Source organism: Streptococcus mitis (assembly GCF_047465045.1).
Classification (GTDB): domain Bacteria; phylum Bacillota; class Bacilli; order Lactobacillales; family Streptococcaceae; genus Streptococcus; species Streptococcus mitis_DT.
This window is the reverse complement of the sequence record NZ_JASHAR010000002.1, coordinates 132,547-153,086: the sequence shown is the minus strand read 5'-3', so window position 1 is coordinate 153,086 and position 20,540 is coordinate 132,547. Positions and strand designations below refer to the sequence as shown.

The window sequence follows — 20,540 nt, the reverse complement described above, 5'->3', positions numbered from 1 at the left end:
TATCAAAATATTCTGACACTTCAGCGAGTGAAAAAGCCAGCCCTAAGCTGACTCTTTATTCCATGGTATCAAAAGCGAGGCTTGGTTTGGCATTGAGGTCCAAGCTTGCAAAGTTTTCTTTATTCCACTCACTGACGCTGGCATAGGCGATCATACCTGCATTGTCTCCGCAGAGGCGTAGGGGTGGAATGATAATCTTGACATCTGTGATTTCGGCTACTAGCCGTTCTCTGAGACCTTTATTGGCAGCCACACCACCAGCCACGACTAAGGTTTTAACAGGGTATTTCTCCAAAGCCTTCTTAGTTTTTGCCATAAGAATATCCAAGACAGCCGCTTGGAAGGAAGCACACAAGTCCTCTGTAGATAGGCTTTCTCCCTTTTGTTCGGCATTGTGGTGAAGATTGATAAAGGCAGATTTCAAACCTGAAAATGAAAACTCCAGATTATCTTCCTTAATCATGGCACGAGGGAAATCATAAATATCCTGCCCCTGATGAGCCAGCTCGTCAATCTCGCGACCTGCAGGATAGGTCAAGCCCATGACACGGCCGACCTTATCATAAGCCTCACCAACTGCGTCATCTCTCGTTTCCCCAACAATCTTGTAATCACCAGCCTCAGAAACATAGACTAACTCTGTGTGTCCACCGCTGACCAAGAGGGCTAGCAAGGGAAACTCCAAAGGCTCCACACTCTGAGCGGCCATGAGGTGGCCAGCCATGTGGTTAACGGGAATAAGCGGAAGTCCATGAGCCCAAGCAAAGGCCTTGGCAGCTGACAAACCAACTAACAGCGCTCCAACCAAGCCCGGTCCATAGGTAACCGCGACAGCTGTTACATCCTCTTCGGTAATCCCTGCTTCTGCTAGCGCTTCCTCGATACAGGCTGTAATGACCTCGACATGGTGACGACTGGCTACTTCAGGCACTACGCCCCCAAAACGTTTGTGACTCTCAATTTGACTAGCAATGACATTGGACAAGAGCTCATCGTCGTTTTTCAAGACGGCGACACTGGTCTCATCACAGGATGTCTCAAATGCTAAAATATATCTATCCTTCATCTATTTCTCTCTTCATGATGATGGCGTCCTCGACTGGGTCATGGTAGTAGGCCTTTCGCTCAGCGATGACCGCCATCTTTTCTTTCTTGTAAAATGCTTGCGCTCGTTGGTTTGACTTTCTGACTTCGAGTAAAATCTCCTTATCTGCCGGCAATTGAGCAAACAAGGCCGAGGCAATCCCCTGACCCTGATAGGCTCCTTTGACAGCGATTTGCAGGACTTCTGCCTCAAAGAAATTCTCCTGCACAGCTAGAAAGCCAATCACTTCTGCTCCATCATAAGCTAGAGCATACCAAGTCTGGTCTTGGGACAGGTCTGCTTGGATTTGTTCCAACGTCCAAGGACTGACTGGGTAAACAGCTACCATGACAGCGTAGATGGCTTGAGCCAAGTCAGGCTGTCTTTGGATTCGTTTGATGTCTATCATAGGCGTTTAATGTAGGACTCCCCAGACTCAGTGTGGTTCTTAAGCCAGTTTTCCTCAGCCTCAACACGTTTGAGGTAATTCGGCACAAAATCATGCAAGGAGTCTGCTTCCTTATTCCAGGCCAAAAGAGCAAAATTGGCTGCATTAGGCAAGGTTTCTTTGAAATTAGTCCTTGGCAAGTGTTCTTGAATCTGCTCCACAAAGGGGCCAACTTCTCCGACAAAGATTACCTGACTAGCACCCTTGATTAGCTCGATAACTCGCTCAAAGGGCAAGTGCGCTTCTGGCATGACAGGTTTGGCATTTTCATAAAATCCCGCATAAACATTGTTGCGACGCGCATCCATCAAAGGAACGAACAAGCCTTCTTGCTGGTATGGTACCAGAGCTAAAAGACTCGACATACCAACCAACTCGATGTTCAGAGTGTGAGCTAAGGTTTTGGCAGTCGCTACCGCAATTCGCAAACCTGTGTAGCTACCCGGCCCTTCAGCCACCACGATTCGATCCAAATCCTTGGGTGTCCAGTCCAAACTTGCCATCAAAAAATCGATGGCAGGCATAAGGGTAATACTGTGATTTTTCTTGATATTAATCGTCGTCTCGGCAAGAACCTGCTTGTCCTCTAAAATAGCGAGAGAAAGAGCCTTGCTGGACGTATCAAAAGCTAATACTTTCATAACATATTCCTATCTTTTTGTCTGCTTACTATTATACTACAAAAGCTGGCACATGGGAATTTTCTTTATCCCCAAACAAAAATGCCTATACTTAGCCCAAAAACAATTCGCAAATAAAATTCAAAAAAATCTTCACTTTTCCTTTTCTTTTCCGAATATAAAAGTGAACAAGAAAATTGAAAGGATCTCCATAAAAAGTTTGGTAAGTCATGCTAGATAAAAGACACATTTTTAGGAGGATAAATTTTATTGTCTTCATCTCTTACAGTTTGCTCAGCATTCTCAATGATTTAAACATTACTACTATCCCTTTACCATTCGATTTATCTGTTTGTATTGTTTTATTTTTATGCTTCAACTCTATTTTTGAGCAGAACAATGATTACCATAAAAATAATAAGCTTTGAAAATTCCATTGTCATGTCATTTTAGAAAAATACAAAGACCACCTCATCTTGATAGAAGGGGTGGAATTTTCATGTCATGAATCTACTGTCTTTTATCCCCAAACAAAAATGCCCCAGCATAAACAGGGCATCTAAGCATTTAATCCAAAGTAAAATACAAACCAAACGACATAGGTTACGAGGAGGAGAAAAAGCGAGTAGAGAGTCACAAAAGTAATTTTCCACAAGAACTTGGTTTGTCGTCGTTCCAGTTTGGCAAATAGAAGATTCCCCGCATAAACGCAAGCAACAAAAACAATAAAAGCCACCAAGCGAGCTCCGATAGCAAAAGCAAATAAGTTATACATAGGGCAACCTCCTTGACTTAAAACTATATGGAATTATGACAAGCGATAAATTTCACTTCCATTATCAAGATAACATATTTTCTTTATTTTTGCAAACGCTTACCTTTGAGTGCTTATATGACTTTCTTCATTTCGGCCTTTTACTAATCTTTCATTTTGTGGTATAATTGAAATAATTGTAACGAATCAAGGTCAATCTAGACACAAAATGGAATGAAATCAAGCAAATCTATGCTAAAAGTTTGGAATAAGCTGACCTGTAAATAGAAAGGAACTATATGATTTACAAAGTTTTTTATCAAGAAACAAAAGAACGTAGCCCACGTCGTGAAACAACACGCGCACTTTACCTAGACATCGATGCCAGCTCAGAACTTGAGGGACGCATCGCTGCTCGCCAACTTGTCGAAGAAAATCGCCCAGAGTACAATATCGAGTATATCGAACTCTTGTCTGACAAATTGCTAGATTACGAAAAAGAAACTGGCGCCTTCGAAATCACGGAGTTCTAATATGGCCTATACTCTTAAACCTGAAGAAGTCGGCGTTTTTGCCATCGGTGGTCTGGGAGAAATCGGGAAAAATACATACGGGATTGAATACCAAGATGAGATTATCATCGTCGATGCTGGGATTAAATTCCCAGAAGATGACTTGCTGGGTATCGACTACGTCATTCCTGATTACTCTTATATCGTAGACAATATCGACCGCGTCAAGGCTGTTTTGATTACACACGGACACGAGGACCACATCGGTGGGATTCCATTCCTGCTCAAGCAAGCAAATGTCCCTATCTATGCTGGACCGCTTGCCTTGGCTTTGATCCGTGGAAAACTCGAAGAACACGGCCTCCTGCGCAACGCCAAACTTTACGAAATCAACCACAACACTGAGTTGACCTTTAAAAATCTCAAGGCAACTTTCTTTAGAACTACTCACTCTATTCCAGAGCCTTTGGGGATTGTCATTCATACTCCTCAAGGGAAAATTGTCTGTACGGGTGACTTCAAGTTTGACTTAACACCAGTTGGTGAACCAGCAGATTTGCACCGTATGGCTGCGCTTGGTGAAGAAGGTGTACTCTGTCTCCTGTCTGACTCGACAAATGCAGAAATTCCAACCTTTACCAACTCTGAAAAAGTCGTTGGCCAGTCCATCATGAAGATTATCCAAGGCATTGAAGGACGTATCATCTTTGCATCCTTTGCCTCAAATATCTTCCGTCTCCAGCAAGCAACTGAAGCTGCTGTAAAGACTGGACGCAAGATTGCGGTCTTTGGTCGCTCTATGGAAAAGGCCATTGTCAACGGAATTGACCTTGGTTACATCAAAGCTCCTAAGGGAACCTTTATCGAGCCAAATGAAATCAAAGACTACCCTGCAGGCGAGGTTCTGATCCTCTGTACAGGTAGTCAGGGCGAGCCGATGGCAGCCCTCTCTCGTATCGCCAACGGAACCCACCGTCAGGTGCAACTCCAACCCGGTGATACAGTTATCTTCTCTTCTAGTCCAATCCCTGGAAACACTACTAGCGTCAATAAGCTGATTAACATCATTTCAGAAGCTGGTGTTGAAGTTATCCACGGTAAGGTTAACAATATCCATACTTCTGGACACGGTGGCCAGCAAGAGCAAAAACTTATGCTCCGCTTGATTAAGCCAAAATACTTCATGCCTGTCCACGGTGAATACCGCATGCAAAAAGTCCATGCTGGACTTGCGGTGGATACTGGTGTTGAGAAGGACAATATCTTTATCATGAGCAATGGAGATGTGCTTGCCCTTACCGCAGATTCTGCTCGTATAGCAGGTCATTTCAACGCCCAAGACATCTATGTCGATGGAAATCGTATCGGTGAAATCGGTGCTGCTGTCCTCAAAGATCGTCGCGATCTATCTGAAGACGGTGTCGTTCTGGCAGTCGCAACTGTTGACTTCAAATCGCAGATGATTCTGTCTGGACCAGATATCCTCAGTCGAGGCTTTGTCTACATGAGAGAGTCTGGCGACTTGATTCGCCAAAGCCAACGCATCCTCTTCAATGCCATTCGTATCGCACTGAAAAATAAGGATGCTAGCGTGCAATCTGTCAATGGTGCCATTGTCAACGCTATTCGCCCCTTCCTTTATGAAAATACAGAACGTGAACCGATTATCATCCCTATGATTCTCACACCAGATGAAGAATAATACTCTTCGAAAATCTCTTCAAACCACGTCAGCTTCGCCTTGCCGTACTCAAGTACAGTCTTCGGCTAGCTTCCTAGTTTACTCTTTGATTTTCATTGAGTACAAGTCAACAAAACAGCCCCGTTTTCGGAGCTGTTTTTCTCTATGCTTTCTTTTGAGATTAAAACTCAATAAAAATCGAAATCAGACTAGAAGGCTAGGCGAAAGCATAACTTGAGTTAGGTGAGCCGAAGCCGACGACGTATCATTTTGATTTTTGAAGAGTTTTAGAAATACTACGATTTTTACCTTCCAAATACACCATCAAAATAGAAATATCTGCTGGGTTTACTCCCGAGATACGGCTGGCTTGGCCGATGGTTTCTGGATTGATGAGTTTGAACTTCTGACGGGCTTCTGTCGCGATAGAATCAATGTCATCCCAATCAATATTGGCTGGAATGCGTTTTTCTTCCATGCGTTTCATCTTGGCAACCTGGTCCATGGCTTTGGAAATATAGCCTTCGTACTTGATTTCTGTTTCAATCAATTCGATAATCTTGTCATCCAAGTCCTCTGCAGCTGGTCCGATGAAAGCCACCACATCTTGATAAGAAACTTCTGGACGGCGAAGGAATTCCTTGGCTGTCACTGCATCTGTCAAAGGCTTGAAACCCATCTCCTCAACCTTGGCATTGGTTTCCTTGACTGGCTTGAGTTTGATGCTGTCTAGGCGTTTCATCTCATTTTCAAATTGATTTTTCTTGATTTCAAAGCGAGCCCAGCGTTCATCATCCACAAGGCCAATCTCACGTCCCATCTCTGTCAAACGCATATCAGCATTGTCATGGCGGAGAATGAGGCGGTATTCAGCTCGACTGGTCAAAAGGCGATAAGGCTCAATGGTTCCCTTGGTCACCAAGTCATCAATCATGACCCCAATATAACCGTCACTGCGCTTCAAAATCAACTCAGGCTTGCCTTGGATTTTAAGAGCCGCATTGATACCCGCGATAATCCCTTGACCAGCAGCTTCTTCGTAACCTGACGTTCCATTTGTCTGACCAGCAGTGAAAAGTCCGGAGATTTTCTTGGTTTCCAGAGTCGCACGCAACTGGTGAGGCAAGACCATGTCATACTCAATGGCATAACCTGTCCGCATCATCTCTGCATTTTCCAAACCTTTGATAGAATGAACCAAGTCACGCTGGACATCCTCAGGCAGACTGGTTGAAAGTCCTTGAACATAGACTTCCTCAGTATTGCGACCTTCTGGCTCAAGGAAGAGTTGGTGGCGCTCCTTGTCCGCAAAGCGCACAATCTTGTCCTCAATCGACGGACAGTAGCGAGGCCCCACTCCCTTGACTACACCTGTAAACATAGGCGCACGGTGGAGGTTGTTTTGGATAATCTCATGACTGGTACCATTGGTATAGGTCAACCAGCATGGCACTTGGTCTTTGACATAATCCTCATCACGTGAAGTGTATGAGAAATGATTAGGCGCTTCGTCTCCTGGCTGAATCTCGGTCACATCGTAGTTGATAGAAGAAGCCTTGACACGTGGAGGCGTTCCTGTCTTGAAACGACCAATTTCGAGGCCCAGTTCCTTGAGATTGTCAGCAAGGTTAATAGAAGCCAAGCTGTGGTTAGGACCTGATGAATACTTGAGGTCTCCGATGATGATTTCCCCACGGAGGGCGGTCCCTGTCGTCACGATAACAGCCTTGGCAGCATACTCTTGATGGGTCGCTGTACGAACACCGACAACCTTGCCATCTTCCACCAAAATCTCATCAATCATGGTTTGACGAAGGGTCAGATTCTCTTGATTTTCAACCGTCTTGCGCATCTCCTTAGAGTAAAGCTCCTTGTCAGCCTGCGCACGGAGGGCACGGACAGCTGGCCCCTTCCCTGTGTTGAGCATCTTCATCTGGATGTAAGTCTTGTCAATGGTTTTGGCCATCTCGCCACCGAGGGCATCAACTTCACGCACAACAATCCCTTTGGCAGAACCACCGATAGAGGGATTGCAAGGCATGAAAGCCAGCATTTCAATGTTGATAGTCGCAAGCAAAACCTTACAACCCATACGGCTAGCAGCTAAGGAAGCCTCGACCCCAGCGTGTCCCGCACCAATTACAATAATATCGTATTCTTCTGTAAAATTATATGTCATTTCTTAACCTTTCAAAAATTTCTCGTAAATAAGGAACTAACTTCTCCTCCTCTAGAGCTTGAGCCATAGTAACCCATTTAAAGTGCGTATGCTCTTCAGGATCTAATCTGATAATTGGCTTCTCCCCAACCCACTCTGCTTTATAAACTAATCGAGTAAAGACAGTATCCTTAGAAGTATCCAGTTGACTATCTTCGTGAAGAAGTTTGAGCAAACTGCTATCTAGCCTAACTCCCGCTTCTTCAATACATTCTCTAAGAGCTCCATCTCGCGGAAGTTCACCCTTTTCAACCCCGCCACCAGGAATATCCCAGTAAGTTGGATAAACATTGGGTTGTCCTCTTTTAATTTCCGAACGCTGAATGAGCAAATAATCATCTCCACTATGAACAAGTACATGGGCAATAAGCTTAACCATCCTTTTCTCTCCTATTTCTCAAGATGAATGTGTCTTAGTTGGCCGTCCCAAGTTGGTAGGGCTGTTTTTAAAAAGGCTGGAACTAGCTGGATATTCTGGAGTTCATCCAAGTCAATCCACTCACAAGGCTGCATTTTTTCGTCTTCCTGCATGGTCAATGGGGCATCCTCAAGCAAGTTCACCAGATAATGAAACTCGATGTTGTGATAGGAAACACCGTCTTGTTCAAAACGATTTTCAACCACAAAAGCTAGCTGCCCAGCTTGAGCTTTAACACCCAGTTCTTCCCTCACTTCACGGACTACTGCGTCTTCCGTACTTTCATTGACTTGGATGGCACCGCCAATAGTGTAATACTTGCCCTTATCTTTGGTGACTAGAAGCTTGCTATTTTGGAGAATCAAGGCTGTCGCCCGAACACCAAAAACTGTATTTCCTACTTTTATCCTAAAGTCTTGCTGAGTCATTTTTTCCTTTCCCTTAAACGACACAAAAACAGTCAAAACTCCAAAGAAGTGCAGGACAAAAAAGCCTGCAACATCCATGAGCTTTGACCATCATTTCTATTGCTTTTATTATTGTAGCAAATTGAGAAAATTTGTCAATCTAAATGTACTGACAAACTTGTCCGTCACGGTAAGCATTGTCAATCAAGCCACCACCTAGACACTCTTCACCATCGTAAAAGACAACTGCCTGACCTGGTGTGATGGCGCGTTGCGGTTCTGCAAAGATAACCTCTGCCTTGTCTCCTTTGACATGGACGGTCACCTTCGAATCAGGCTGACGGTAGCGGAATTTAGCCGTACATTCGAGCGTAAACTCCTCTGGCATGTCACGAGTAAAGTGAACTTGACTAGCCTCAAGGCTGGTTGACATGAGCGAATCATGGTAGAAACCTTGTCCGACATAGAGAATATTCTTGCTTAGGTCTTTTCCAACAACGAACCATGGCGCGTTGTCACCACCGTGTTGACCACCGATACCGAGACCACCACGCTGACCGATTGTATAATACATAAGTCCTGCATGCTCGCCCATATCGCGACCATCTACAGTCATCATGCGACCAGGCTGAGCTGGCAGGTAGTTGCTGAGGAAATTTTTAAAGTTCTTTTCTCCAATAAAGCAAATCCCTGTCGAGTCTTTCTTCTTAGCAGTCGCAAGTCCTGCTTCTTCTGCTAGTCTGCGAACTTCAGGCTTTTCCAAATGTCCCAGTGGGAACATGGTTTTTTGAAGTTGTTCTTGCGACAGTTGGTTGAGGAAATAGGTCTGATCCTTGCCATTATCCACACCGCGAAGCATGTGAACAGTGCCATCCTCATCACGCGCCACTCGGGCATAATGCCCAGTCGCTACATAGTCTGCCCCTAAGGTCATGGCATAGTCCAAAAAGGCCTTGAACTTGATTTCCTTGTTACACATAACATCTGGATTTGGCGTGCGTCCCGCACGGTATTCTGCTAGGAAATACTCGAAAACGCGGTCCCAGTACTCTTTTTCAAAATTGACAGAGTAGTAGGGAATGCCAATCTGGTCTGCTACCGCAGCCACATCCTTGTAATCTTCGGTCGCCGTACAGACGCCGTTTTCATCTGTGTCGTCCCAGTTCTTCATGAAGATGCCAATCACATCGTAACCCTGCTCCTTGAGAAGAAGAGCCGTCACCGACGAATCAACACCACCACTCATCCCCACAACAACACGTGTTTTAGAGTTATCACTCATGGTAAGTCTCCCATCTATTCGTTTATTCACGATTGAAGGTCGTGTGTGCTTTAACGATTGAAGGTCGCTTGAGCAGTATTCATTATAACACGCTTGGTTGGAGAAGACAAGAAAGAGGCTGTCAATCGACCAACCTCTTATCAATCTATCACTTTCTAGCTTCATTCGCTTTCTTAGCAACTGCAATCTGGTATTTCACTTGGTCAAACCCTGTACCTCCCAAGGAATTTCGTCTTTGAACAGCAGTTTTAGGTTGCAAGTAGACATAGATATCCTCGGCAATGAGGGAATGATAGGTTTGTAATTCCTCCAAAGTCCAATCTTGAATATTTTTAGCAGACTTGATAGAGTCTAACACTAATCTTCCCACAACTTCATGAGCTTCTCTAAATGGCAAACCTTTCCCTGCCAAATAATCTGCCAACTCAGTCGCATTTGAAAAGTCCTTCTCTGTTGACTCTTGCATTTTTTCCTTGTTTACCTGCAAACTAGATAACATACCAGCCAACACATCGAGGGAATTTAAAATCGTTTCGACCGTGTCAAACATTCCTTCCTTATCCTCTTGCAAATCCTTATTATAAGCTAAAGGCAAAGACTTCATGACTGTCAATAGTCCAAACAGATTCCCATAAACTCTACCAGTCTTTCCTCGAATCAACTCAGCCATATCTGGATTTTTCTTTTGGGGCATAATAGAGGAACCTGTTGTAAACGTATCTGACAAGGTAATGAATTGGTACTCAAAACTACACCAATTGATCATTTCTTCACAAAAACGGCTCATATGCATCATGAGTATACTGGCATTGGACAGAAATTCTAAGATAAAATCGCGGTCACTAACAGCATCCAAAGAATTTGTATAAGGTTGCTTAAACTCCAGCAAATCGCTAGACAATTGGCGATCAATGGGGAAAGTCGTTCCTGCCAAAGCCGCTGCACCTAGAGGGCATAGGTCTGTATGCTGCTGGTTAAATTCAAAACGTTCACTATCTCTTTGAAACATATTGTAGTAAGCCATCAGGTGGTGGGCAAAACTAATAGGCTGGGCATGTTGCAGATGGGTATAACCCGGCATGATCGTCTCCACATGATTTTCCGCCAAGTCTAATAAAACACCCTTGAGATGAGCCAGTTTATCTAGGACATGGCCTAGTTGTTCCTTGAGATATAAGTGCATATCTGTCGCAACTTGGTCATTTCGAGAACGAGCCGTATGTAACTTCCCTGCAAGGGGACCAATTTTTTCTGTCAGCAACACTTCCATATTCATATGAATATCTTCGTTTGCGATATCAAAGTCAAGTTGGCCTGCCTCTAGCTCTTCTAAAAGCTCTTTCAAACCTGCTTGAATCTTTTCTGACTCCTTCAAACTCAAAATGCCCGTCTGGCCCAACATCTGAACGTGGGCCAAAGAACCAATCACATCAAATTTAGCTAATTTCTGGTCAAAAGATATACTCGCACCAAAGCGCTCTACCCAGTCTTCGACAGTACCTTCAAAGCGACCACCCCATAATTTTGTATTCTTAGCCATATCACATCCACCTCTCTATCCAATAGCCCTATTTGGCGCTTTTTTGAACCTCAGAATGAACCTTGGTTGGAAGTCCCCACAACTTAATAAAGCCAACAGCCGCATCTTGGTCAAAGGTATCCGCACTGGTATACGTCGCCAAATTTTCATCGTAAAGTGAATTTGGTGATTTCCGAGCTACGACCTGAGCGCTTCCCTTATAGAGTTTGACTTTTGCAGTCCCATTGACAACTTTTTGAGTCTCTTTAATATAAGCAATCAAGGCTTGTGTAGCTGGACTAAACCACAAAGCATTATAAATGAGATTTGATAATTCATTTTCTATAATTGGTTTAAAATGGGCCACTTCTCTCACAAGCGTCAAGTCCTCAATTTCCTTATGAGCTGTCAGTAGAGTCACTGCCCCTGGGCATTCATAGATCTCTCTTGATTTAATCCCAACCAAACGATTTTCCACGTGGTCAATCCGTCCGACCCCATGTTTTCCAGCTATTTCATTGAGTTTTTGAATCAAATCTGCCAATTTTAGCCCTTCTCCATTGAGGGAAACTGGAACACCTTCACTAAACTCAATATCAATGTATTCTGGCATATCTGGAGCTTGCTCTGGAGAAGTTGTGATGCCAAAGGCTTCTTCTGGAGCCTGATTCCATGGATTCTCCAAAATACCACATTCATTGGCACGTCCCCAAAGATTTTGGTCGACAGAGTAGGGATTATCAAGGTCAGCAGGAACAGGTACCCCATTTTCCTTGGCATAATGAATTTCTTCCTCCCGAGACCATTTCCATTCACGAACTGGCGCAATCACTTTTAAATTGGGATCCAAGGCTGCAATCGATACTTCAAAACGTACTTGGTCATTCCCCTTACCTGTACAACCATGAGCAATTGTAGTCGCTCCTGTCTGATGCGCTATTTCAACCAATTTTTTAGAAATAAGAGGGCGGCTCAAGGCAGATACCAAAGGATACTTTTTTTCATAGTAGGCATGTGACTGAAGAGCCACTAGCACATAATCTGTAGCAAATTCGTCCTTAACATCAATGACATAAGATTCGACTGCCCCAACCTTGAGAGCCTTATCATGGATGAAATCTAAGTCTTTCCCTTCACCCACATCCATACAAACTGCAACAACATCATAGTCTTTCTTTAGCCAGGTAATAGCAACTGATGTGTCTAAACCGCCAGAATAGGCCAAAATTACTTTTTCTTTACTCATGTTCTTTTCCTTCTTTCTATTTTTCAATGGATGCTTTAAAGGCATCCTCAATGAGTTTGTCTAATTCCCCAGACTCCTTCAACTTTTGAATGGTTTTATCGACTGCCTCTTTCAATTCCTTGCTATCTTTTTTCATGGCGACCGCGTAGGAATCATCTTGCTCTTTTTCAAAATTGAGGTCTGCGATTGCTAAATCAGGATTATTTTCCACAAATCCCTTGGCAACTGGTTCTTCAAAGATAACGGCATCCACTTGTCCTGATTTTAAATCTGTGATTAAATTCCCATTTTTAGGCAGAGATACGAGGGAAGAATTTTGTAGCAAATCTTTCGCCATCGTCTCTTGAATAGAACCTTTCTGCGCTCCGACCTTTTTCTGCGCTAAGTCGTTGACAGACTGATAAGTGGCTAAATCAGATTTTTTGACAATGAGCTTATTTTTTGAAGTATAGTAGGGAGTTGAAAAATCGAACACCTTACTCCGTTCATCTGTCTTAGAAACACCTGATATGGCAAGATCGGCTTTTCCTGATTGAACACTAGCCAGTACATTGTCAAAACTCATGGGAGATAGTTCCAATTCGACACCTAGTTCTGTTGCGATAGCCTTGGCTAATTCGATATCTGAACCCACAATCTGATTTTTCCCATCAACCACTTTTTGATATTCAAATGGAGCAAAATCTGGATTGAGGGCTACAACCAATTTTCCTTTGGACTTGATGGCTTCAATTCCAGCCGATTGATTGTTACTACAAGCAAATAGTAGGGGGAGCATCACTAAACCAAACATCGTCATCAACACCTTCTTCATCTTATTCATAACAAAACCTCCTTTATGTTTATTCTTTTTGGTTGTATAAATAATACTCCTATCCTCATCGTTTGTCAAGCCTAAATTGAAAAATTTTTCAATTTGAAACAAAAAAACCTAGAAATACTACATAAAAATGTCATTTCTAGGCGTATTTATGCTATTTCTCTCTGGAAAACATGAGTATTCAGCCAGTCAAAAGAAGCCGAACGAACTCATTTCCCCTTGCCCAATTCAATGATACGATGACATTGTTGGGCTACATAAGCATCGTGGGTCACAATAATAACTGTTTTCCCCTCGCGATTCATCTCTAAGAGAAACTTCAAGACCAAATCTCTATTTTCAGGATCCAGCGAACCTGTTGGTTCATCGGCTAAAATCAGCTGGCTGGGTTTTAAGATGGCTCTAGCAACTGCAATTCGTTGTTGCTCCCCACCAGACAACTCGGAGACCTTTTGATGCAACGTAGCTGACAAACCTACTCTCTCTAAAATCTCTTCCACCTTTTTAAGCTTGTCTTTCTTGGACAATTTCACATATTTCAGCGCCAGCATGAGATTGTACTCGACCGTTTCATCATCAATCAGGGCAAAATTTTGAAACAGATAAGAGATATGTTCACGGATTATTGTTTGCGACTTGGCAGAATTGACCGCTAGATTTGTCTGACCAAAAATCTCATACCGTCCGCTATAATCACCATCTATCAAACCTAATAAATTTAACAAGGTCGACTTACCACTACCACTTTTTCCAACGATGGCAACCAAATCTCCCTGATCAATCCTGAGAGATAAGTTATCCAAAATCACTTTTCCCCCAATGGTTTTGGTAATATTTTTCAACTCAATCATAAGATGCCCCCTTTCAATAACTCTACTAGACTTCTTTTCTCCATCTTAGAAGCCAAGGCTAGCACAAATAGTATATCCAAACATGTAAAACCTGCAAACAGTAGAAGTGGCAGGAGCGCATGGGCAAAGAAAATCAAGACTAGAAGAGGCAGACTATAGCCCAGCAAGAGAAGAACTAGAAGAGGGCGATAGCGATCGACCAGTTTCCACCCCATAAACTTCTTGGTAATGATATCCCTGCGCTTCAACAAGAAAGTGGTAACGAGTAAAAAGTAGGAGATCATCATGCTAAGGAGACCAAACAAAGCAAAGAGTATATTAAGATTTAGAACTGCATCTCGATAAGAATCTACTTTCTCTTGTTGAATGGCTTGAATCGATGAAAATTTTAAATAATTCCCATCTGATAATTTCTCAACTAACTCCGTAATCACTTTTTGATTTTGTTCTGTATTTTCAACTTTCATCGGATTGTTTAAACCTGTCGTTGACAAGCGAGTCTTTTCTTCCCACATCATGTCTTGATCATTTACCAGACTAATGATTGGATTGTGGAGATTTTCCTTTCGCTCATTATTATAAGGGAAGAAGGACCAATCTCCTTCATAATAGGCAATCTCGACATCCATCTCCTCTATCGTTCGTTTTTGCTGCTCTTCATACTTCATCGAATGAAAGGCAATTAACTTCCCCAAGAGCTGATTTTTATCTTCTTCACCTTTCGTACTTGCTGGCATCAAAATAACTTTTTTAATACCGGTATCTGGTAGCTTGAATCCCTTGCTCTTTAGAAAATTGCGATTGGCATAGTAAACATCCACCGTATCTGTTAACTGATATTGCTGAATCTGTTCTGATTGGACAAAATTTTTTACAGGAAGACTGCTACTCTGCACATAGCCCGCCTGCGTTTTTTCTACCAAATCCTGATAAAATCGATAGAAATAATCTGTAGATTTCCCTGACCCTGCTAGCTCTTCTTGCCACAGGTTATCATTGAGTTTGAAGGTTTCTAAGGTCAGGTAATTACCTTGGCTTACCCACTGTTGCTGATAAGCAAGTTCTTTGTTTTCTTGTTCTAGACTTCTACCTACCCCAATCAGTAAGGCCGTCAGTAAAATAGTTGTCCCTATTTTCATCACATAATTGAAGATGAGACCAAGTTTGACAGATGAAAAACCTTTCAACATGGAGCTGACTGTCATTTTCTGAATCATCAGGTAGGTCAGCCAACTGATGAACAAATACAACTGTAAAAGCAGAAATTGGGATAAGAGTAAACTTGGGAACAAAAGTTTTGGTCTGTAGTCCAGCACTAAAAATAGTCCCAAGTCAATGATAAGACTTCCACCCAAGAGAAGATAAAAATTAGTCTTTACAAAACCAGCTAAAATCGCTCTACTTTGGAAACCAAGTAACTTTTGAACCCCCACTCGTTTCATCTCCATCATCGGCTGATAAACTGTCATTAAAATCACAAGCAAGATTGCCAAGATAAAGATAATGATAGATAGTAACAACTCTTGATTTAGCACTCCAACCTGACTTCGGTAAGTGGGTTCTAATAAAATCGTCTTATCTATCTGGAAAAAATCACTCCACTTTTGTAGAATGGTATCGCGATCTATCTCTTTGCTGGAGGTAATCATGTAGCGCCCATTTACAGTATGGGATTTATCCTCAATATAGGATTGGAAGGTCTGGAGTCGAATGAGTTTCACCTTTAAAAAGGTGGGAATGGTTCCTAGATTATTGGGAAGATCCTGGTTGCTGTAGACCCCCTTCTCATTCTTTGAAAAATCAAGAGAAGTCAGACCGAACTCCTGATAGGGGAAGGTTTCCTTATTAAAAACACCAGCCTTGACGGCTTCATCGCCATTATCTACTTTGATAATAGAGACCTTGTCTTGATTTGCAACCTCTTCAAAAAATTGGAGAATCGTTTCTGTCGGTTTAGTGACATCTTTCAAGTACAAGTCAAATGAATAGGTTGTCTTGCCCATCTCCTGAATCCGCACTATTTCACGTGTAACATTTACATTCAGGACAAAAAACGTAGTACACAGCAAAAGCAGGAGCATACAAAGATGACTGATTTTTTTCATAGAGATACCTCCCGTGAAGAGACGAAACTGGGAAAAACTAACTTTCCAATAAAGCCACACAGTGATTCTCTCAGCTTAATTGTGTTCAAGGCTGAAAACACTGTGTGGTTTTTGAATGTTTAGAGGTTAGTTTTTTGAGCAATCGTCTATCAAAATGTCCGTTTATCTGTCAATAATCCGAGAAAATCTTGTCGTTTCAAGTCGGAGAAGTGTTTGGTAGAAAGACTTCCTTTTTGAAGTCCATCATCTCTAACCTGCAAATAATAGCTATGTTGGCTTGTTTTAATTGTCAAAAAATCGCCAAATATAAAAACTCTTTTCCAGTTACGAATCTCAAATTCTTTCATCTCTGATTTTGGAATGCGGATAAGTCCTTGCCGCAAATCACGATGATGCTCACTTGTGAAAGTCATCCCATTCCCAAGATTTCTTATCAGTAGTTCATCTGGAGTTACCATCACCAACGCTATTTTAGTTAAGAAAATTTCAACTGTTGGTGGTAAAATCGCCAAATTAAACCAGGGATGTAGGTAACGATAAGCTAAGAAATAGTGAGGCTCCTCACCCAATCCTAGTTGTTTATATAATGTCTTAACCTCACTGTCTAATCTCGCTTCAAAAGACATATCCGAATGCTCTTCTTCCTTCCTCTGATTAAAATAACGCATCCAGACTAGAAAACCTATAAAGACTATAATAAATATTCCTGATAAGAGATATTTTACATTGTAGTTCATCACTTAACCTCCTGATTAACTTTTCCGCCTAAAACAGAGGCCTATCTATTTTGAAAATAGTTCCATAACAACTTTAAATAAAACTGGTGACATTGTATCAAGCTAGAATTCTTTCTTTTCTAGCTGCATCATAATTCTTTGCTGAATACAAAGTTAAGGGTATTGTATTTGTTAACGCTTACACAATCCCTATTTTACCTATATTATAAATCAACATATATAACCTGTCAAGTGATTAAAGAAAAATATTAAATATTTTCAAGTAGTTTCAGTCTTGAATACAATCAAGTTGAAAGGAATACCGTGTGGTTTTTGAATTTTTGAAGTTTCATAGGTCAGTTTGTTGGATAATGTTATAAGAAAATTCATGCTCATCAATAGAAGGCTTAATTCCCCTACAATTATCTGTTTACCTCTGTTATACATTCTAATTTTCTTTAGTCAGCGCAACATCTTTTTATTTTTTGCTAGATTTTGAGACGGTAAATAATACTAAACGAAACTAAAATGAATACTCCTTGCTTTTCTTGAGAGTGAAAAAATACAATAAAATGATTGTAGTGATTACCACAAGATACTGACTAATAGACATCGTATTTGAAGCAACAAATACAGGTAAGGAATAAAAAGGAAGAAGTTCAATCGCTTTGATAAACAAATCATTACTAGTATTCATCATAATCGTATTTAATATATTAGGGACAAAGAGTAGTAAAGCTACTAAAATACCAAATACCAAGCCACTTTTCAATTTGTATAAATAGAAAATGTAAGATAATAGAAAATAAAATAGGACTAACAAAATTGTATTGACTACAATGGCTGCTATAAAATCTAATCCTAAAGTACCTGGAACACCCAATTTACTTACGATGACTAGTAACACAATACCATTCAAAGCATAAATAATGGAAACTGAGATGGCATATAGAAAATTGGACAAGACGTAAATCATCCGATTTTTCTGTTGATTATAAAATAAACTTATCGTATTGTGGGAAAAATCCCTGCTAATAATTCGGTTAGCATGTATAACAGCCATTAACATACCGAGCATAGCATAAAAATTTGAAATATGCTTAATACCAAGTGATGTCCCTTGAGTCTTTAGAATAAAGAATGTAACCAGTATCGGCGGTATAAACGAGATAATCAATCCGAGATATAGTACGCCTGATGAATATAAATCTCTTATATTTTCCTTAAGAAAATTCAATTTATTTAATTTCATGATTATAACCTTCCTTTATTTTGAACGATTTAGATAAATATCTTTAAGCGTCTCTTTTTTAGTTTCAAAATCAATTACTTTAATAGAGTTTTCGTTAAAAAATTTAAAAAGCTCACTACTTTGAATATTCCCAGACATAGTAACTCTCAGTCCCTCTTCCTGAACAATATCCCCAAATTCTTGTTTGGTAATGAAAATGTCTCTATCTGTAGCTGATGAGAAAGCTATCTCAAACAAGTAATTATGACTATCTTTTCCTACTTTTTGAAATGTCAAAAGCCCGTTCTCCAAGAAAAGGACTCTCTCACAAATTTCTTCAATATCTTCTAATTTATGACTCGATATTAAAATTCCCACATTTTCATTTAAAGCTAATTTTTTTAGAACCGCTAAAACTATTTGTGATGATTCAATATCTAAACCATTAGTCGGTTCATCTAAAATCAATATATCAGGTTCCGTAACGAGAGTTAGAAGCAAAGCTAATTTTTGTTTTGTACCCAAAGAATAGGTCTTTACTTTTTTATTAATAGACTGAGTCAAATCTAACTCTTGGATCAAACTTCCAAATCTTTCTTGATTGTAGTCAACACCATATAAATTTGACAAATATTTTAAATTCTCTAAACCTGTTTTAGATAAAAATAATTTTGGTTCTTCGATTAAATACCCAACATTATCACTACTTATAATATTCCCTGAAGTCGGTTGATTATTCTGAACAAGAATTTTCATCAACGTACTCTTACCAACTCCATTTCTCCCTACTAGACCAACAATTTCACCCTTGTTAAGTGCAAAATTTATATCTTTGAGAATGATTGAATGACCATAATGCTTACTTACATTTATAACTTCCATTTTTTATTCCTCCCTATATTTTGTATCTATAGTATACCTCTTCTTTATTCTATTTTAAAATTAGTTAACTTTTTTCACACATTATTTTAGTTTTCTTTTTTACTATTCCTGTTATTATGATACAATATTTTTAATAGGATTTTATTCTTTGTTAACTTTTTTCACGAAAAGGAGAAAATTATGCGTTATGATTTCGGGAAAGTATATAAAGAAATACGTGAGTCAAAAGGATTGACCCAAGAAGAGGTCTGTGGGGAGGTTCTCTCAAGAACCAGCCTATCAAAGATTGAAAGCGGCAAGGTAACTCCCAAATATGAAAATATGGAGTTTCTTCTCCGGCAAATCAATATGAGTTTTGAAGAGTTTGACTATATCTGCCACCTCTATCAACCGAGCCAACGAACAGAAATCATGCAAACCTATCTCAATATGAGCTCAACCCTAGGGACTAGTGAACTCGAAAAACTATTTCAAAAATGCCAAGACTATCTCAAAACCCACCACGACCTGCCCATAGAAGAAATCAGAGATATGTTGGAAATTGTCATTCATATCCGTCAACATGGTACAGAGCAACTGTCAAACCAAGTGAAACAGACTGTCACAAAACTTTGGGAGAAAATTGAAAAACAAGATATATGGTATGAAAATGACCTAAAAATCCTCAATACCATCCTTTTCAGCTTTCCCATTGAACACCTCCATCTCATCACTGAAAAAATCTTGCAACGCTTGGAAGTCTATAAAAACTATCAACATCTATATGAACTGCGAGTAGCAATCCTACTCAACCTTTCCACCATTTACTTATACAATCAAGACAAAAACATGTGTCAACAAATCTGCTATACTTTACTAGAGGACGCCAAGAACAAGAAAAGCTACGATAGGCTTGCTATCTGCTATGTCCGTATCGGGATTTGTAGGGATGATGCTAAACTTATCCAGAAAGGGTTCTCCCTTCTAGAGCTAACCGATGAAACTTCTATGCTGTCTCATCTCAAAAAAGAAGTAGAGACCTATTATCAACCGAAGGAAAGATAAAAAAGTCGAGGGATTTCCTCGACCTTTTCATATTATTCTGTTCGTTATTTCTTAATACCAGCCGTTATTAAGCCAGAAGTTTTTAGCGGCTGTCCATGAACCGTAACGTCCTGCAACATAGGCATCTGCTACACGTTCTTGGTTAGCAGCTGAGTAGTCACCGTTCAAGTATGAATCTGTCAATTGGTAACGTCCGATGTAACGTCCGTTTGTAGCTGTGTAGCTACCGCCTGATTCTTTTTGAGCGATCCATTCTTTGGCTTCTGCTTCAGATCCGCTTACAGTTGAAGCAACAGTTTCTTCTGCTACTGTTTCGCTTACTACTGGAGCTTCTTCTGCTACCTCTGTAGTTTCTGCTGCTGGAGCTGAAACAGCTTCATCTTGGGCTGCTGGTGCTTCATAAGTAGTTGGCACTGGTGTTGCAGCAGGCGCTACAGGGCCATCGATAACCAACTCTTGACCAACATAAATCAAATGAATGTTGTCAATGTGGTTGTTTTCTGCCAATTTCTCAACAGTTGTGTTGTGAGTTTCAGCGATTTCTGAAAGTGTATCACCTTCTTTAACTGTGTAAGTTGATGATTCTTGAGCAGATACAAATGATGGAGCAAATACCGCAAACAAGGCAGCTACTCCTGCAAGAGTTGTTTTAATCTTTTTAGTTGTTGATTTCATATTTGAAAATTCTCCTTCCTTCTATAG

General features: G+C 40.8%; 20 protein-coding genes. 3 read left to right on the top strand and 17 right to left on the bottom strand.

From position 1 onward, the window contains the following. Positions 1 to 55 precede the first annotated feature (55 nt). The 4 genes from tsaD to QM409_RS02330 all read right to left on the bottom strand — a co-directional run bounded on the left by tsaD (position 56) and on the right by QM409_RS02330 (position 2,927). Positions 56 to 1,066 (bottom strand): tRNA (adenosine(37)-N6)-threonylcarbamoyltransferase complex transferase subunit TsaD, encoded by a 1,011-nt coding sequence (tsaD, locus tag QM409_RS02345; RefSeq protein ID WP_414305081.1) that lies wholly within the window; start codon positions 1,064 to 1,066, stop codon positions 56 to 58. Then, positions 1,056 to 1,493 (bottom strand): ribosomal protein S18-alanine N-acetyltransferase, encoded by a 438-nt coding sequence (gene rimI, locus QM409_RS02340; RefSeq protein ID WP_414305080.1) that lies wholly within the window; start codon positions 1,491 to 1,493, stop codon positions 1,056 to 1,058. Before rimI ends, tsaD begins: the two co-directional genes overlap by 11 nt. Beyond that, positions 1,490 to 2,173: a tRNA (adenosine(37)-N6)-threonylcarbamoyltransferase complex dimerization subunit type 1 TsaB gene (gene tsaB, locus QM409_RS02335; protein ID WP_414305079.1), complete on the bottom strand. Its 684-nt coding sequence runs from the start codon at positions 2,171 to 2,173 to the stop codon at positions 1,490 to 1,492. Before tsaB ends, rimI begins: the two co-directional genes overlap by 4 nt. Before the next feature lie 538 nt (positions 2,174 to 2,711). Beyond that, positions 2,712 to 2,927, bottom strand: coding sequence for a hypothetical protein (locus QM409_RS02330; protein ID WP_000282478.1), 216 nt, complete (start codon positions 2,925 to 2,927; stop codon positions 2,712 to 2,714). A gap of 278 nt (positions 2,928 to 3,205) precedes the next feature. Between QM409_RS02330 and QM409_RS02325 the strand changes: the two genes are divergently transcribed. Continuing rightward, positions 3,206 to 3,439 (top strand): DNA-dependent RNA polymerase subunit epsilon, encoded by a 234-nt coding sequence (locus QM409_RS02325; RefSeq protein WP_000639572.1) that lies wholly within the window; start codon positions 3,206 to 3,208, stop codon positions 3,437 to 3,439. 1 nt (position 3,440) lies between these two features. Further along, the gene (gene rnjA / locus QM409_RS02320) at positions 3,441 to 5,120 is read left to right on the top strand and encodes a ribonuclease J1 (protein WP_125443281.1); all 1,680 of its coding nucleotides are present in this window, start codon (positions 3,441 to 3,443) and stop codon (positions 5,118 to 5,120) included. 244 nt (positions 5,121 to 5,364) lie between these two features. On the opposite strand, the gene mnmG is transcribed toward rnjA, so the two are convergent. The 12 genes from mnmG to QM409_RS02260 all read right to left on the bottom strand — a co-directional run bounded on the left by mnmG (position 5,365) and on the right by QM409_RS02260 (position 18,794). Continuing rightward, the gene (gene mnmG, locus QM409_RS02315; protein ID WP_050390501.1) at positions 5,365 to 7,278 is read right to left on the bottom strand and encodes a tRNA uridine-5-carboxymethylaminomethyl(34) synthesis enzyme MnmG; all 1,914 of its coding nucleotides are present in this window, start codon (positions 7,276 to 7,278) and stop codon (positions 5,365 to 5,367) included. Next, positions 7,268 to 7,696 carry an NUDIX hydrolase gene (locus tag QM409_RS02310; protein ID WP_000239792.1) on the bottom strand — a complete coding sequence of 143 codons (429 nt, stop codon included), beginning with the start codon at positions 7,694 to 7,696 and terminating at the stop codon, positions 7,268 to 7,270. Before QM409_RS02310 ends, mnmG begins: the two co-directional genes overlap by 11 nt. An 11-nt stretch (positions 7,697 to 7,707) precedes the next feature. Beyond that, positions 7,708 to 8,163, bottom strand: a complete 456-nt coding sequence (locus tag QM409_RS02305; protein WP_025169747.1) for an NUDIX hydrolase — start codon at positions 8,161 to 8,163, stop codon at positions 7,708 to 7,710. Between the two features lie 139 nt (positions 8,164 to 8,302). Further along, complete coding sequence (gene mnmA, locus QM409_RS02300; RefSeq protein ID WP_261027301.1) at positions 8,303 to 9,424, bottom strand: tRNA 2-thiouridine(34) synthase MnmA; 1,122 nt, start codon at positions 9,422 to 9,424, stop codon at positions 8,303 to 8,305. Positions 9,425 to 9,572: 148 nt separating this feature from the next. Then, a complete protein-coding gene (argH, locus tag QM409_RS02295) occupies positions 9,573 to 10,964 on the bottom strand; it encodes an argininosuccinate lyase (protein WP_414305078.1) in 1,392 nt (463 codons plus the stop codon). 28 nt (positions 10,965 to 10,992) lie between these two features. Next, positions 10,993 to 12,189, bottom strand: a complete 1,197-nt coding sequence (locus QM409_RS02290) for an argininosuccinate synthase (RefSeq protein ID WP_414305077.1) — start codon at positions 12,187 to 12,189, stop codon at positions 10,993 to 10,995. Between the two features lie 16 nt (positions 12,190 to 12,205). Continuing rightward, positions 12,206 to 13,012, bottom strand: a complete 807-nt coding sequence (locus tag QM409_RS02285) for an ABC transporter substrate-binding protein (protein WP_001038480.1) — start codon at positions 13,010 to 13,012, stop codon at positions 12,206 to 12,208. 206 nt (positions 13,013 to 13,218) lie between these two features. Continuing rightward, positions 13,219 to 13,860 carry an ABC transporter ATP-binding protein gene (locus tag QM409_RS02280; RefSeq protein WP_414305076.1) on the bottom strand — a complete coding sequence of 214 codons (642 nt, stop codon included), beginning with the start codon at positions 13,858 to 13,860 and terminating at the stop codon, positions 13,219 to 13,221. Continuing rightward, the gene (locus tag QM409_RS02275) at positions 13,857 to 15,965 is read right to left on the bottom strand and encodes a bacteriocin-associated integral membrane family protein (RefSeq protein WP_414305075.1); all 2,109 of its coding nucleotides are present in this window, start codon (positions 15,963 to 15,965) and stop codon (positions 13,857 to 13,859) included. Before QM409_RS02275 ends, QM409_RS02280 begins: the two co-directional genes overlap by 4 nt. Before the next feature lie 149 nt (positions 15,966 to 16,114). Further along, positions 16,115 to 16,702: a hypothetical protein gene (locus QM409_RS02270; protein ID WP_414305074.1), complete on the bottom strand. Its 588-nt coding sequence runs from the start codon at positions 16,700 to 16,702 to the stop codon at positions 16,115 to 16,117. A 502-nt stretch (positions 16,703 to 17,204) separates the two neighbouring features. Then, positions 17,205 to 17,933 (bottom strand): hypothetical protein, encoded by a 729-nt coding sequence (locus QM409_RS02265; protein ID WP_314515272.1) that lies wholly within the window; start codon positions 17,931 to 17,933, stop codon positions 17,205 to 17,207. Between the two features lie 15 nt (positions 17,934 to 17,948). Beyond that, positions 17,949 to 18,794: an ABC transporter ATP-binding protein gene (locus QM409_RS02260; protein WP_414305073.1), complete on the bottom strand. Its 846-nt coding sequence runs from the start codon at positions 18,792 to 18,794 to the stop codon at positions 17,949 to 17,951. 180 nt (positions 18,795 to 18,974) lie between these two features. On the opposite strand from QM409_RS02260, the gene QM409_RS02255 reads away from it, so the two are divergent. Then, the gene (locus QM409_RS02255; protein WP_414305072.1) at positions 18,975 to 19,838 is read left to right on the top strand and encodes a helix-turn-helix domain-containing protein; all 864 of its coding nucleotides are present in this window, start codon (positions 18,975 to 18,977) and stop codon (positions 19,836 to 19,838) included. Between the two features lie 51 nt (positions 19,839 to 19,889). On the opposite strand, the gene QM409_RS02250 is transcribed toward QM409_RS02255, so the two are convergent. Further along, positions 19,890 to 20,513: a LysM peptidoglycan-binding domain-containing protein gene (locus tag QM409_RS02250; protein ID WP_414305071.1), complete on the bottom strand. Its 624-nt coding sequence runs from the start codon at positions 20,511 to 20,513 to the stop codon at positions 19,890 to 19,892. Between the last annotated feature and the right edge of the window lie 27 nt (positions 20,514 to 20,540).